The sequence below is a fragment of the Luteibacter sp. genome, assembly GCF_035539195.1.
Taxonomy (GTDB): domain Bacteria; phylum Pseudomonadota; class Gammaproteobacteria; order Xanthomonadales; family Rhodanobacteraceae; genus Luteibacter.
Genome location: NZ_DATLIW010000015.1, coordinates 1 through 14687, shown reverse-complemented (window position 1 = coordinate 14687; position 14687 = coordinate 1). Strand labels below are relative to the sequence as shown.

The window sequence follows — 14687 nt, the reverse complement described above, 5'->3', positions numbered from 1 at the left end:
GCACACGTCACCGGAGGTCGCGCGATGAAACGCGTCGTCGTCACAGGCATCGGCGGCATCACGCCGCTCGGCCACGACTGGGCCACGATCGAAGCGCGCCTGCGCGAGTTCCGCAACGCCGTGCGCCGAATGCACGAATGGGATTACTTCGATGCGCTGAACGGTCGCCTCGGCTGCCCCGTCGACGACTTCACCCTGCCCTCCACCTGGTCGCGCAAACACGTGCGCTCCATGGGCCGCGTGGCCCAACTCGCCGTCGCCGCAAGCGAACGTGCACTCGACGACGCCGGCCTGCTTGGCCACGCCGAGATCACCGACGGCCGCATGGGCGTGGCGTATGGCTCGTCGGGCGGCAGCATCGAGCCGGCGAAGACCATCGGGCGCATGCTGGAAACCGGCTCCATGCAAGGCGTGACCGCAACCAGCTATATCCAGATGATGGCGCACACGACGGCGGTCAACGTCGGCGTGTTCTTCGGCCTGAAGGGACGCATCATCACCACGTCCAGCGCCTGCACTTCCGGTAGCCAGGCCATCGGCTACGGCTACGAGGCCATCCAGCACGGCAAGCAGACCCTGATGGTATGCGGCGGTGCCGAAGAACTGTCCGGCCCCGGTGCGGCCGTGTTCGACACCCTCTTCGCCACCAGCACGCGCAACGACACCCCGCGAGTCACGCCGCGCCCGTTCGATGCCGGACGCGATGGCCTCGTCGTCGGCGAGGGCGCGACGACGCTGATTCTCGAGGAGTACGAGCACGCGGTCGCACGCGGCGCACGCATCTACGCGGAAATCGTCGGCTTCGGCACCAACTCCGACGGCCAGCACATCACCCAGCCCACCCGCGAGACGATGGCTGCCGCCATGCGCATGGCGCTCGCCGATGCCGACCTGCCACCCACGGCCATCGGCTACGTGAGCGCGCACGGCACCGCGACCGATCGCGGCGATGTCGCCGAAAGCCATGCCACGGCGGATGTGCTCGGCAGCGGCGTGCCGATCAGTTCGATGAAGAGCTACGTGGGCCATACGCTTGGCGCCTGTGGCGCACTGGAGGCCTGGTGGGCCATAGAGATGATGCGCGGCGGCTGGTTCGCGCCGACGATCAATCTCGACACGCCGGACCCCGAATGCGCGCCGCTGGATTACCTCACCGGCCAGGGGCGCGAGATCCGTACCGCTCACGTGATGAACAACAACTTCGCGTTCGGCGGCATCAACACCTCGCTGATCTTCAAGGCCTACGGCGGATGAGGCGGGTCGTCGTCACCGGTATGGGTGCCGTGTCCTGTCTCGGTTCCGACCGCCACGCGTTGTTCGAAGGTCTGCGCACGGGGCGCGCGGGCTTCCGCGACATGCCCGACTTCACCGCGCTGGGTATGCGTTGTCGCGTCGCCGCGCCTGCGGACCTCGGCGATCTCGAACCGCCTCCGCGCAAGCTCCGTCGCTATTTCCCGCAGGCAGCCGAGTACGCCTGGCATGCGACCCGCGAAGCGCTCGAGGAAGCCGGACTGGACGAGGCGCGCATCCGCGAACGCGATGTCGGCATCCTCATGGGTGCCTCGGCCGCCCTGTCCGAATACGAGGCCGGGCTGGACATGTTCCACGCGCGCGGGATCTCGCGCCTGTCGCCCTTCATCGTGCCGCGCAGCATGGGCAGCGCGGTAGCCGCGACGCTCACTCACGCGTTCGGCTTCGGCGGCCGTGGCTTCACTATCAGCTCGGCCTGCACCAGTGCGACGCATGCCATCGGCCAGGCCATGGAACTGATCCAGCTGGGCCGGCAGGACATCGTGGTCTGCGGCGGCGCCGAGGAATTGCACGACAAGGCGGCCATGTGCTTCGACGTGATGAACGCCCTGTCGACGACGAGCGTGGCCGGGGAGCGCGTGGCCTGCCCTTACGATGCGGATCGCGACGGCATCGTGCTCGGCGGCGGGGCCGGCGTGCTCGTGCTGGAATCGCTCGAGCATGCGCAAGCGCGCGGCGCACGCATCCTCGCCGAGCTGATCGGCTATGGTGCCGCCTCGGATCCCGACGGCATGGTCAGTCCCGAGGCGGGCGGCATGGCGGAAGCGATGCACCAGGCGATCGATCTGGCCGGGCTGATTCCCGATTACGTGAACACCCACGCGTGTGCCACCGTGCATGGCGACCTGGCCGAATGGCACGCGTTGGCGCAGGTGTTCGGCGAGCGTGGACACGCCGTGCCGCCGATGTCCTCGATCAAGGGCCTGACCGGTCATGCGCCGGCCGCGGCCGGCGCGCTCGACGCTATCGCGTCCATCGCGATGATGGAGAACGGCGTACTGCTCGGCGGTGCGACGCCGGCGAATCGCGATCCCGCCTTTGCCGACGCGCCGCTGATCGACGGCGAGCTCGCGATGGCGGTCGACAGCGTCATGTCGAACACGTTCGGCTTCGGTGGCAGTTGTGCCGCCCTGGTCTTCCGCCGGTACGCCGGGGCGGTCGCATGATCGAGCTGGCCATCGAACGCTGGTCCGCATGGGCGCCCGGCATCGAGCAACCGGCCGACTGGGCCGACTGGGCGACCGCGCCGCACCAGCCAGACGATGCCGGCGAACAGCCGGCTTGCGACTTCGTCGCGCCGATGCAGCGCCGCCGCCTCAGCCGCCTCGCCCGCATCGTCATGCACACCGCATGGCCGATGTGTGCGGACGACGAGCAACTCCCCTTCGTTTATGCCTCGCGACACGGCGAGACCACGCGGACCTTTGCCATGCTGGACGAGATCGGTCGCGAAGCACCGCTGTCGCCCACGCAGTTCGGCCTGTCCGTACACAACGCCATTGCCGGCCAGTGGTCGATCCTGCGCGACCAGCGCGGCGAATCGGTGGCGATCGCCGGGGAAGCCGACACCTTCGAACACGCGATCGTCGAGGCCGTCGCCCTGCTTGGCGACGGTGCCGAGTCGGTGATCGTCGTCGTCGCCGAGGAGCGCCCGGCGGAGGCGTACGACGGCTGGATCGACGACGTACCCTTTTCCTATGCCGTCGCCCTGCGCGTTTCCCGCGCCGACGGCATGGCGACCGGTCCGCGCTGGCGGCTATCGCTTCGTGGTAATACGGAAGCGGCGCCGCCGGCCGCCGGCCCGCACGCCCTGCATTTCGTCCGCGCGCTGCACGATGGCGCGACCCTCGACCACCCGTGGAAGACACGACGATGGACCTGGCAGCCGATTCCGTGACCCGCCGCCGCGATTTCTGGGTATGGCGCTTCGTCTGCACCGCCCTGAGCTTCGCCCTGTTCGGCATCGGCGGCATCGTGCTGCGAGTGGCCGTGCTGCCCATCGTGCTGGCCTGGCCGGGCCCGGAACCCGTACGCCGGCGTCGGGCGCGACGCACGGTGGGTCGCGCCTTCTGGCTGCACTCGCAGTTCATGTATCGCACCGGCACCGTCGACATTCGCTTCGACGGCGTGGAGCGCCTTGGCCAGCCCGGCCAGATGATCGTGGCCAACCATCCCTCGCTGATCGACGTGGTCTATCTGATCGGCCACGTGCCCGAAGCCAACTGCGTGGTCAAGCACAGCCTGTGGAAGAACCCGTGCATGCGCGGTCCGGTCACCGCGGCCGGGTACATCAGCAACGACGGCAGTGCCGACATGCTCGAGCGTGCCGCCGAGGTGCTCCGTGAAGGGCAGACGCTGATCGTCTTTCCGGAAGGCACACGCACGACACCCGGCATGGATCCGGTCTTCCATCGCGGCGCCGCGGCCATCGCGGTGCGCGGCGCGCGTATCGTCACCCCCGTCTTCATCACCGTGGTGCCGACCACCCTGACCAAGGCCGAGCCGTGGTACAGCGTGCCGAACCGACGCGTGCGGATGCGCATTCGCGTCGGCGACGATATCGCCGTGGCGGACTTCAGTGAGCGCGCGCCCGCGCCGATAGCTTCGCGTCGGCTCAACGAACACCTTCATCAACTGTACGCCAGGGAACTCAAGGCATGAACGACCTCGAACGCGACATCGCCGGCCTCATCATCGAAACGCTCGCCCTCGACCACCTGAAAGTGGACGATATCGCCGTGGACCAGCCCCTGTTCGGCCAGGGCCTGGGGCTGGACTCGGTCGATGCGCTGGAACTGGCGCTCGCGCTGCAGACGCGCTACGGACTGAAGATCGCCTCGGACTCCCGCGACGCGCGGCGCCACTTCGAGACGGTGCTCAGCCTCGCCCATTACGTCGAAGCGAACCGGGCCCCATGCGCAAACTGAGCGACATGGCACTGCTGCTGGTCGGCGTGCTCTATCCCTTCATCGTCTACTTCGGCATGGACCGTGTTTCCACGCCGATCTTCGGCTTGATTCTCGGCGGCCTCTGGCTGGTGCGCGCGCCAGCGCTGTGGCGCCAGCCCGGCGGCCGCTGGATGCTGGGGGTCACGCTGGTCTATTGCGCGGTACTCGCCTTCGGTGGCGAGGACGACCTGCTGCGCTGGTACCCCAGCCTGATCTGCGCGCTGCTGTTCGCCGCCTTCGGTCTCAGCCTGAGATTCGGCCCGCCGATGATCGAGCGCATCGCGCGCGTCACCGAGCCCGACCTGCCACCGGTGGCCGTGCGCTACACCCGCAAGGTCACCTGGCTTTGGGTGGTGTTCTTCTTCCTCAACGGCACGGTGTCGGCCTTGCTCGCCAAGTGGGGCCCGCTGTCGTGGTGGACCTTCTACAACGGCATCCTCGCCTATTCGGTGATGGGCGTGCTCTTCGTCGGCGAGTGGATACTGCGGCAGCGCCTGCGACGCCGGATCAACAAGGCACCGATGGACGACGCGGCCCAGCGCCTGCACTCGCACCCCTGGGTCGCCGACGCGGCGGGCGGCTATGCAGGGAAGCTGGGGCCCGGCATGGTCGTCGCGCTCACGCCGGCCGGGCGCACGGCGCTGCTTCGCCACGGCCGAACGGGTCTCATCAACGAACTCGGCCAACAGGCGGCCGGCGACGATGCGCTGTCGACCCCCATGGTCTGGCGCTTCGTCGACATCCTGCCGGAAGCGAAGCAGGTCGACGGGCTCCTGCAGGCGCCCCTGCCCACCGCGGCGCGCGTGCTCGGCGAACGGCTGGACGGCGATACACACGTCATCGAGCTGGAGCTGCCGCTGGACCTGGCCTGTTTCGCGGACCACTTCCCCGATGCGCCGGTGCTGCCGGGCGTGGTGCAGATCGGCTGGGCGCTCGCCTTCGCGGCGCCCCGACTGGGCACACCCACGACGTGCCGCGGCATGGACGCGCTCAAGTTCCAGCGCCTGCTGCGTCCCGGCGACCGTGTGGAGCTCACGCTACGTTACGACGCGGCGCGTGGCCGGCTGCACTTCGCCTATCGCACCGGCGATGCGCATTACTCGTCCGCCCACCTTCGCCTGGAAGGCGTCGATGCCTGAGTCCGCCAATGGGGCCGCGCACTGGGCGGCACGAAAAGAGCGTGGGAGCTTTCTCGGCCTCAAGCTCACATCGGTTGCCGTACGCCTGCTGGGCCGGCGTCCCGTCGCGCCGGTGATCTACCTCATCGTGCTGTATTTCTTCGTCACCGGCCGCGGCACGCGACACATCGTGGCCGACTACCAGCGACGGCTGGCTCTGTGGAGCGGCCGCACGGACCTGTTCCCGCCCAGGCGGCCGGTGCTGGCCCAGTACCTCGCCTTCGGCGATTGCATGCTCGATCGCTTCGACGTCTGGCGCGGCAAGCTGCGCCTGTCCTCGGTGGACATGGACGATCCCGACGGTGTGCGCGAGTCGCTCCGCTCGGGCTCCCGCGGGCAGTTGCTGGTCTGTACGCACCTGGGCAACCTGGACGTCTGCCGCGCCATGGCCGAGATCGGCGAGGGTGTGCCACTGAATGTTCTGATGCACCTTCCCAACGCGGCACACTTCAACCGCCTGCTTGGCGAATCGGGCGACCGCCGCCTGCGCCTGATGCATGTGGGCGATCTCGACACGGCGACGATGATGGATCTGTCGCAGCGCCTCGAGCGCGGCGAATGGGTGGCCATCGCCGGCGACCGGGTGCCCCAGCACGGAGGCCGCAGCATGAACGCCGATTTCCTTGGCGCCCCGGCCGCGTTCCCGCAAGGACCCTGGCTGATGGCCGCGATGTTGCGCTGTCCGGTCAACCTGGTCTGCTGTATCAAGCGCGCCGGGCGCTACACGATCCACCTGCGCCGTTTCGACGACGCCTCCACATGGGAGCGGTCGACGCGCGAGGCCACGATCGGCGCCGCGGTGTCGCGTTACGCCGAGTGGCTCGGGCGGCATTGCCTCGCCGCCCCTTTGCAATGGTTCAATTTTCACGCGTACTGGCACGGTACGAACGGAGCCCACGATGCGCGCTAACGGTGTATTCGCCGTCGACACCGAACTGACCGTTCCTTTCTTCGATGTCGATTCCATGGAGGTGGTCTGGCATGGGCACTACGTCAAGTATCTCGAGGTCGCACGCTGCGCCTTGCTGGAAGCACTCGGGCACGACTACGTGCGCATGAAGGACACCGGCTACGCATGGCCGATCATCGACCTTCAGCTGCGCTACGCGCGTGCCGCCCGTTTCGGCCAGAAACTGTGCGTTCGTGCCGAACTGGTCGAATGGCAGAACCGGCTTAAGATCCATTACACCCTCAGCGACGCCGCGAGCGGCGAGCGACTGACCCGCGCCAGCACCATCCAGGTAGCGGTCCGCCTCGCCGACGGCGAGATGCAGCTGGTCTCACCCTCCGTTTTCATCGACGACATCGAGCGCCAGCTGGCGCGTCGACCGTCGCCCTGATCGCCATGGACGCCTCACCGATGAAGTACGCCAGTGCCACTTATGTCGAGGAAACCCGGATCGGTTTCGTCTTCCTGCGCACCCACACCTGGCAGCACCATGTCCTGCGCGTGGCGATCAACGACCTCAAGCGGCTCGCCGGCGAGCCCTCGCCGCAGGGTGGTACGTTGCTCGACGTCGGCTGCGGCCAGGGTCGCTCGTTCCGCTATCTTCGCGATGTGTTCGCTCCCGCGCGCATGCTCGGTCTCGATGCCGATCCGCACAGTATCGACCTCTCCCGTGCCGAAGCCGAACGCGAGGGCATCGCGGTGGACCTCTTCGCCAGCGATTGCGCACGCATCGACCTGGCCGATGCCAGCGTGGACATCGTCTTCTGCCACCAGACCTTCCACCATCTGGTCGAACAGGAACGCGCGCTGGACGAATTCTGGCGCGTGCTCAAGCCGGGCGGCCTGCTGTTGTTCGCCGAATCCACCAAGGCGTACATCGATTCCTGGGTGATCCGCTGGTTCTTCCGGCACCCGATGCACGTGCAGAAGAGCGCCGACGAATACCTCGCCATGCTGCGAGAGCGCGGCTTCGTGTTCACCGATACGCAGGTTTCCCTGCCCTACCTGTGGTGGAGCCGTGCGAAAGACTTCGGCCTGCTCGAGCGCTGGGGCATCAAGGCCGCACCGCCGGTCGGCAAGCGTGAGGAAACGTTGGTCAACGTAGCCGCGCGGAAACCGGGCTGATCGCATGACGACCTATCTGAATGCTCTCGGCGTGGTCTGCTCGCTTGGCGCCGGCAAGCACACGGTGGCGGAAGCGATGTTCGGCGCGGCCACGCACGGCCTGCACGACCTCGAAGGCTGGGTACCCGGGCAGACACAGACGGTGGGCCATGTGACCGCCCCCTTGCCCGCGATGTCGGCCGAGCTGTCGCATCGGGACACACGCAACAACCGCCTGCTGATGCTGGCCGCACGGGAGATCGAAGCGGAACTGCGCGACGCCATCTCACGCTTCGGTGCCGGACGCGTCGGCATCGTCATCGGCACCAGCACCACGGGGATCGAGGAAGCGACGCGCAGCATCGCCACGCGCGGGCGGACCGGCAGCTGGCCGGCCGACTACCGCTACGCCGACCAGGAGCTGGGCGCACCGGCGGCCTTCCTTGCCGAATGGCTCGGCATCGCCGGTCCGGCCTACGGGATCTCGACCGCCTGCACGTCCGGCGCGCGCGCCCTTCTCAGTGCGCAACGGCTGTTGAAGTCGGACCTCTGCGACGCCGTTATCTGTGGCGGTGCGGACAGCCTGTGCCGCCTGGCGACGAACGGCTTCCACGCCCTCGAAGCCACGGCCGATGCGCGCTGCGAGCCTTTTTCGCGGCGACGCGACGGCATCAACATCGGCGAAGCCGCCGCCCTGTTCCTGATGACACGCGAAGCGGCTCCCGTGGTCTTTCTCGGCGGTGGCGCGAGCTCCGACGCTCACCATATGTCCTCGCCGCACCCGGAAGGGCGTGGCGCCAGCGATGCCATGGCACGTGCCCTGTCGTCGGCGGGCCTGGATGCGGGCATGATCGACTACGTGAACCTGCACGGCACCGCCACCGAACACAACGACGCCATGGAAAGCCGCGCCGTCGACGCGACCTTCGGCCGCCCCGTGCCCTGCTCCTCGACCAAGGCGCTCACCGGACACACGCTCGGCGCCGCCGGCGCGCTGGAGGCGGCATTTTGCTGGCTGGCGCTGACCGACCCCGAGCGCCGTCTGCCGCCGCACGTATGGGACGGTGAAGCCGATCCATCGCTGCCGCCGCTGGCTTTCACCGACCATGACAGCCGCCTGCCACCCGGCCGTCGTTACCTCATGAGCAATTCGTTCGCGTTCGGCGGCAACAACGCGAGCCTGATCCTGGCACACACCGCATGACGCCGTGGCCTATCGACGCACTGCTTCCACACGCAGGCCGCATGATCCTGCTCGATCGCGTCCTCGAATGGGACACCGACCGAATCGTCTGCGAGCGGATCGTCCGCAAGGGCGATGCGTTCGTCGAAGCCGATGGACTGCCCGGCTGGGCCGGCATCGAGCTGATGGCGCAGGCCATCGCCGCATGGAACGGCTGCCAGGTACTCGCCGGCGGCGGTGCGATCCGCCCGGGGTTCCTGCTGGGCACGCGTAGCTATCGTGTCGATGCGGACAGGTTTCCGCCCGGTGCGAAACTCGTGATCGAAGCGCTGCGAACCTTCCATGACAAAGACGGCATGGGCTCTTTCAGCTGTCGCGTGGATACCCAGGGTGCCCATGCCGAAGCGCGGCTGACCGTGTTCAGTCCGCCGGACCCCACGCCTTTCCTCGATCCACGCAACACACTCGATTCCAAGGGAACCGCACCATGAACGATACCGTCCTCGTCACCGGCTCCAGCCGCGGCATCGGTCGCGCCATCGCGCTGAATCTCGCCGATGCCGGCTACGACATCGTCGTGCATTGTCGCTCCCGGCGCGAGGAAGCCGAGGCCGTCGTCGCCGAGATCGTCGCCAAGGGGCGGGCGGCACGCGTCATGCAGTTCGATATCGCCGATCGTGGCGCATCGGCCGCGGCGCTCGAAGCCGACGTGGCCGAGCATGGCGCGTACTACGGGGTGGTCTGCAACGCGGGCCTCACCCGCGACGGTGCTTTTCCAGGACTCACCTCGGAGGACTGGGACCAGGTGCTGCGAACCAACCTCGACGGCTTCTACAACGTGCTGCATCCGTTGGTGATGCCGATGATCCGCCGCCGCAAGCCCGGGCGCATCGTCTGTATCACCTCGGTCTCGGGCATCATCGGCAACCGCGGGCAGGTGAACTACAGTGCGTCCAAGGCCGGCGTCATCGGTGCCGCGAAGGCGCTCGCCGTAGAACTGGCCAAGCGCAAGATCACGGTGAACTGCGTGGCACCCGGCCTGATCGACACCGACATGCTCGACCCCGAGGTGCCGGTGGAGCAGATCGTGAAGGTCATCCCCATGGAGCGCACCGGCACGCCGGACGAGGTGGCGGCCGCCGTGCGTTTCCTCATCAGCCCGGAGGCGGCATACATCACGCGGCAGGTGCTGGCGGTGAACGGCGGGCTCTGCTGAAACCGCATCGCTGGATCCGCACAGACCACCCGCTCGGCAGGAGCCGATTCATCGGCAATACCCTTGTGGGAGCCGGCTCTTGTGGGAGCCGATTCATCGGCGATGCCCTTGTGGGAGCCGATTCATCCGCAATGCCCTTGTGGGAGCCGATTCATCGGCGATAGCTTCGGTGCCCCAACGCAGGACCGGTAAAGTACGCGCATGCCTTCCCTACGCCACCTCGCCGAATCCGACCGCTTCGCCGACGTGCTGCGCACCGTCCTCGCGCTGGCGGGCATTACCGCCTGGTGCACGCTCGTCGGTCCGGCCAGCGCCATCGTTCCCGCCCTGCTCGGCGCCATCGCCTGCGCCCTGGCCGAAACCGACGATGCATGGCGCGGCCGCCTCCGTGGGCTGGTGGTCACCCTGCTGTGCTTCGCGGCAGCCGCTGCCGGCGTACGGGCCCTGATCGGCCAGCCCATCCTCTTCGCCGTCGCCCTGCCCCTGGGCACCTTCCTCCTCGTGATGCTCGGCGCGGCCAGCGGACGTTACGCCACCATCGCCACGGCGACGCTGATCCTCTCGGTCTATACGATGATCGCCGCCGACGCCGCGCCCGCCGGTACCGGTTACGAGGGCACGCTGGCGATCCTCGTCGGTGCCGCATGGTATGGCCTGCTCTCGCTGCTCTGGAGCGCGCTTGCGCCGCAACGTGCGGTACGTCACTCGCTGGCACGGCTGTTCGAATCGCTCGCCGCGCTCATCGAAGCCAAGGCCGCGCTGTTCGAACCCGTCCATGGCCTGGACCGCGCCGCGCTCGACATCGACTTCTCCAAGCGCAACCTGCGCACTGTCGAGGCCCTGACCGGCGCGCGCACGGCACTGATCGACCGCATCGGCCGACGCCAACCACGCGGACGCAGTGCGGCGCGCCTGGCGATGTTCTTCGTCGCGCAGGACATCCACGAGCGCATCAGTTCCTCGCATTATCCCTACGACGAGCTCGCCGACGCGCTCTACCACAGCGACCTGATGTTTCGATTCGGCCGCCTGTTGCGCCTGCAGGCCGTCGCCTGTCGCGAACGCGCCGACGCCATCCGGCGCATCGCCCCGCTCAGCGCCATCGCGTTGCCGCGCGCCGCCCTGGACGACCTGCGCGAGGCCATCGCGTATCGCCGCCGCAGCGACCCGCCGGAGGAAGCCATCGACGACGCGCTCTCCGCCCTGATGGCCAACATGGAACGTCTTCAGGCCGGCATCGAGGACGAAGGCAGCCTGCCGCAGGACATGGACACCTCGCTGCAAGGCAACGAGCCGTCGTCGCTTAGAGACGCCATCGCCCGTGTCCGCCTGCGCCTCAACCGACGTTCGATGCATTTCCGCCATGCCGTGCGCCTGGCCACCGGCATGCTTGCCGGCTACCTGCTCATGCTTGCCCTGCATCCCTCCCACGGTTACTGGATCCTGCTGACCACGCTCTTCGTCTGCCAGCCGAGCTACGGCAGCACGCGCCGTCGCCTGATCCAGCGCGTGGTCGGCACCACGGCAGGCCTGGTGGTCGGCTGGGCCATGCTTCGCCTGCTACCGGGCGGTGACTGGCGCCTGCCCGTGCTGGTCGCCACCGGCGCCGGCTTCTTCGCCTTCCGTCTGCGCCGCTATGCGCTGGCGACCGCCGTGATCACGCTGTTCGTCCTGCTCTGCTTCGACCGTGTCGGCGCCGGGTACGACGCGATCGGTCCGCGGCTGCTCGATACCTTGCTGGGTGCGGTCGTCGCCGCCGTCGCGATCCGCTTCGTCCTGCCCGACTGGCGCGTGCGCCGCCTCGAGGATGTCGTCGCCGACGCCTTGCTCGCCTATGGACGCTACCTGCAACGCATCGCCGCGCAGTACCGCAGTGGCAAAACCGATGACCTGCCCTACCGCATCGCCCGCCGCGACGCGCACGCCGCGCAGGCGGCCGTGGCCGGCAACGTGAACGAGCTGCTCGCCGAACCCGGCCATCCGCGCGCGCGCGGCGAGCGCGCCCTGCGCCTGCTCACCGCCCTCCAAGCCGGATTGGCGCATCTTTCCACACTCGGCGCCCACCGCCAGGCCCTGGCCCCGGACGACGCGACCGCGGTGGGTGAGCTGGCCACCCGGATCGCCCACGGCCTGGATGCGCTTGCCGAACATGTGCGGGTCGGCTCCCCGGCCCCACCGCTGGGCACGCCGACCCTGCTGGTCGGGACGTCGGTCCGCGTCGCGGAGGCGCCGGAGGCCGTGCGCCTGGTGGAGCGACAATGCCTCCTGCTGGTCCGCGTTCACGACCATATCGCGGCCTTACCGCCAGTCTGATTGCTGCGTCGCGCCGTGGATTGAGTTCTCCGGCGCGTTACGATGGGAAGCTTTTTACCCGTATCCCCCGGAGTTGCACGTATGCGCCCGTTTTCCCTCGGTGAAGACCTCGACCTCCTGCGCGAAAGCGTCCACGCCTTCGCCGAGAAGGAAATCGCCCCACGCGCGGATCGTATCGACCGCGAGAACGTCTTTCCGGAAGACCTCTGGCGGAAGTTCGGCGACATGGGCCTGCTCGGCGTGACCGTACCCGAGGAATTCGGCGGCTCCGGCCTCGGCTTCCTCGCGCACATGGTGGCCATGGAAGAGATCTCCCGCGCTTCCGCCTCGGTCGGCCTCTCCTACGGCGCGCATTCCAACCTGTGCGTGCAGAACATCTACCACAACGGCAACGATGCCCAGCGCCGCAAGTACCTGCCCAAACTCACCAGCGGTGAGTGGGTCGGCGCGCTGGCGATGAGCGAGCCCGGTGCCGGCTCCGACGTGGTCGGCTCGATGAGCTGCCATGCCGAACGGGTCGGCGACGTCTGGGTCGCCAACGGCACGAAGATGTGGATCACCAACGGCCCCGATGCCGACGTGCTGCTGGTCTACATGCGCACGGCACCGCGTCCCGCCGGCAGCCGCTGCATGACCGCCTTCATCGTCGAGAAGGGCATGAAGGGCTTCTCCACCGCACAGAAGCTCGACAAACTCGGCATGCGTGGCTCGAACACCTGCGAACTGGTGTTCGACAACTGCGAGATCCCCGCCGAGAACATCGTGGGCGAGGTGAACGAAGGCGTGCGCGTGCTGATGGGTGGTCTGGATACGGAGCGCCTCGTGCTCTCCGGCGGCCCGATCGGCATCATGCAGGCCGCGGTCGACCTCGTGCTTCCGTATGTGCGCGAGCGCAAGCAGTTCAACGCGCCTATCGGCACGTTCGGCATGATGCAGGCCAAGGTGGCCGACATGTATACCGCGCTGCAATCGTCACGCGGCTTCGCGTACATGGTGGCCCAGCAGTTCGACAACGGCGTGAAGTCGCGCATCGATCCGGCCGCGTGCCTGCTCAATGCGTCGACCAATGCGGTCAAGGTCGCCCTCGAGGCGATCCAGTCGCTCGGCGGCAACGGCTACATCAACGAGTTCCCGGCCGGACGACTGCTCCGCGACGCGAAGCTCTACGAGATCGGTGCAGGCACCAACGAAATTCGTCGCATGCTTATCGGACGCGAGCTGTTCCACGGCAAGTCATAACAGGCGCAGCTCGCGTTTTGCGACAGGGGTCGCCCCCACCGGAAGGCGGGGCGGCCCTTTTTTTGGGTTCTTCGCGGACCTTCGGGGACGCCGAAGGCATCGGTTCACTTAGTGGCTGATGCCGCGGCGGCGGGCTCGGACGTGGCGGCGCAGAGCCTTCGGTGCCCACCCTCGCTGCTCAGACAGGTCCTCCGCGTTCGGTGCGGAAGGCCGCTTCGCGGCCCATGTATCTATATGGCCTGCGGCCGCTCACTTGTGCGGAACTCGCCTCGAGGGTGGGCACCGAAGACTCTCCCGAACCGTGAGGCTCGCGTGGGTCGAGCCAAAGCGCGCGGCGGCATCGCCCGCAGGCACGCCGACACAAGCGCGACGAAGGTATTGGGCAACCGGGTACCAGCAACCGCTTCCGCTTCGCCCGGATGTTCCGGGCGCGGCCGGGGCCGACGACGCATCCCGCGCCGGCTCTCCTTGCACTCAACCGTATCGTCGTGAGAGACCTTGGCGTCCACCCTCGAGGCGAGTTCCGCACAAGTGGAGCGGCCGTAGGCCAAATAGGTACACGGGCCGCGGTTAGCGGCCTTTCCTTCTCGAACGCGGAGGACCTGTCTGAGCAGCGAGGGTGGGCGCCAAGGTCTCCCCGCGAAACGCCCAAGTGTACAAAGCGATGGCGAAGCCGAGCCCCGCGAGGCCGAAGGCGAGCCATCGGCGAGGTGCGAACGAACGCCCGGCATGCCGAGCACCCGTCCCCGGTAATCCACGATGAACCTTTTTTATACGTTCTCCATGTGTCCGCTACAAACTCATGACCGGCCCCGACTGCTGCATGGCCACCTGCTGCATCTGCATCTGCATTTGCATCTGCATGTCCTTCTCCTGTTGCATCGCCACCGCCTGCTGGTCGAGCTGTGTCGCCTGGGCGAGACTTTCCTCTTTCGGCGGCGCGGGCGTGTCGATCGACAAGTCGATGACCGGGCCGCCATACATGCCGGCGCTGACGATGCGTCGCTCCTCGATATCGATGTCGCCGAGCTGGTTCGGGTGATGGATGCCGAGGCGGCGTGCCTGCAAGGCCGCCTCGGCCGCCTTGTCGTCGGAGACATCCATCGGTAGCTGCCCGCGGATCGCGGCGTAGATCGGATCGTCGCCCGCCTTGGGTACCGTAGCCCGCGGGCTCGTGACCGCGAGCGGATGCGGCGAGGCGATGTGCCGGCCGGGGTCGTCCGGGTGCATGGCCTCGCGCGCGGCG

Annotated in this window: 15 protein-coding genes; 14 read left to right on the top strand and 1 reads right to left on the bottom strand. The window is 67.8% G+C overall.

Annotation, left to right across the window (positions count from 1 at the left end):
- The first annotated feature begins 24 nt into the window (after positions 1 to 24).
- The 14 genes from VM621_RS04030 (at position 25) to VM621_RS03965 (ending at position 13441) form a co-directional block, all read left to right on the top strand.
- The gene (locus VM621_RS04030; protein ID WP_325467906.1) at positions 25 to 1254 is read left to right on the top strand and encodes a beta-ketoacyl-ACP synthase; all 1230 of its coding nucleotides are present in this window, start codon (positions 25 to 27) and stop codon (positions 1252 to 1254) included.
- Positions 1251 to 2477, top strand: coding sequence for a beta-ketoacyl-[acyl-carrier-protein] synthase family protein (locus VM621_RS04025; RefSeq protein WP_325467708.1), 1227 nt, complete (start codon positions 1251 to 1253; stop codon positions 2475 to 2477). The genes VM621_RS04030 and VM621_RS04025 overlap by 4 nt, the downstream gene beginning before the upstream one ends.
- Entirely contained in the window at positions 2474 to 3208 is a 735-nt protein-coding gene (locus tag VM621_RS04020; protein ID WP_325467707.1) for a beta-ketoacyl synthase chain length factor, read from the top strand. Before VM621_RS04025 ends, VM621_RS04020 begins: the two co-directional genes overlap by 4 nt.
- The gene (locus tag VM621_RS04015; RefSeq protein WP_325467706.1) at positions 3184 to 3972 is read left to right on the top strand and encodes a lysophospholipid acyltransferase family protein; all 789 of its coding nucleotides are present in this window, start codon (positions 3184 to 3186) and stop codon (positions 3970 to 3972) included. The genes VM621_RS04020 and VM621_RS04015 overlap by 25 nt, the downstream gene beginning before the upstream one ends.
- Positions 3969 to 4238, top strand: a complete 270-nt coding sequence (locus VM621_RS04010; RefSeq protein WP_325467705.1) for a phosphopantetheine-binding protein — start codon at positions 3969 to 3971, stop codon at positions 4236 to 4238. The genes VM621_RS04015 and VM621_RS04010 overlap by 4 nt, the downstream gene beginning before the upstream one ends.
- Complete coding sequence (locus VM621_RS04005) at positions 4226 to 5398, top strand: hypothetical protein (protein WP_325467704.1); 1173 nt, start codon at positions 4226 to 4228, stop codon at positions 5396 to 5398. Before VM621_RS04010 ends, VM621_RS04005 begins: the two co-directional genes overlap by 13 nt.
- On the top strand, positions 5391 to 6347 hold the full coding sequence (locus VM621_RS04000; RefSeq protein ID WP_325467703.1) for a glycosyl transferase: 957 nt from the start codon (positions 5391 to 5393) through the stop codon (positions 6345 to 6347). Before VM621_RS04005 ends, VM621_RS04000 begins: the two co-directional genes overlap by 8 nt.
- Positions 6337 to 6777, top strand: coding sequence for a thioesterase family protein (locus VM621_RS03995; RefSeq protein WP_325467702.1), 441 nt, complete (start codon positions 6337 to 6339; stop codon positions 6775 to 6777). The genes VM621_RS04000 and VM621_RS03995 overlap by 11 nt, the downstream gene beginning before the upstream one ends.
- Before the next feature lie 5 nt (positions 6778 to 6782).
- Positions 6783 to 7511, top strand: a complete 729-nt coding sequence (locus VM621_RS03990; RefSeq protein WP_325467701.1) for a class I SAM-dependent methyltransferase — start codon at positions 6783 to 6785, stop codon at positions 7509 to 7511.
- A 4-nt stretch (positions 7512 to 7515) separates the two neighbouring features.
- Positions 7516 to 8694: a beta-ketoacyl-[acyl-carrier-protein] synthase family protein gene (locus tag VM621_RS03985; protein ID WP_325467700.1), complete on the top strand. Its 1179-nt coding sequence runs from the start codon at positions 7516 to 7518 to the stop codon at positions 8692 to 8694.
- Positions 8691 to 9164 (top strand): hotdog family protein, encoded by a 474-nt coding sequence (locus VM621_RS03980; RefSeq protein ID WP_325467699.1) that lies wholly within the window; start codon positions 8691 to 8693, stop codon positions 9162 to 9164. The genes VM621_RS03985 and VM621_RS03980 overlap by 4 nt, the downstream gene beginning before the upstream one ends.
- Entirely contained in the window at positions 9161 to 9889 is a 729-nt protein-coding gene (fabG, locus tag VM621_RS03975) for a 3-oxoacyl-ACP reductase FabG (RefSeq protein ID WP_325467698.1), read from the top strand. Before VM621_RS03980 ends, fabG begins: the two co-directional genes overlap by 4 nt.
- Positions 9890 to 10090: 201 nt before the next feature.
- Positions 10091 to 12202 carry a YccS family putative transporter gene (yccS, locus tag VM621_RS03970; protein WP_325467697.1) on the top strand — a complete coding sequence of 704 codons (2112 nt, stop codon included), beginning with the start codon at positions 10091 to 10093 and terminating at the stop codon, positions 12200 to 12202.
- 81 nt (positions 12203 to 12283) lie between these two features.
- Positions 12284 to 13441, top strand: a complete 1158-nt coding sequence (locus tag VM621_RS03965) for an isovaleryl-CoA dehydrogenase (RefSeq protein WP_325467696.1) — start codon at positions 12284 to 12286, stop codon at positions 13439 to 13441.
- A gap of 792 nt (positions 13442 to 14233) precedes the next feature.
- Here VM621_RS03965 and VM621_RS03960 read toward each other — a convergent pair.
- Positions 14234 to 14687: hypothetical protein (locus tag VM621_RS03960; RefSeq protein ID WP_325467695.1), on the bottom strand; the 454-nt coding region annotated here is incomplete at its 5' end.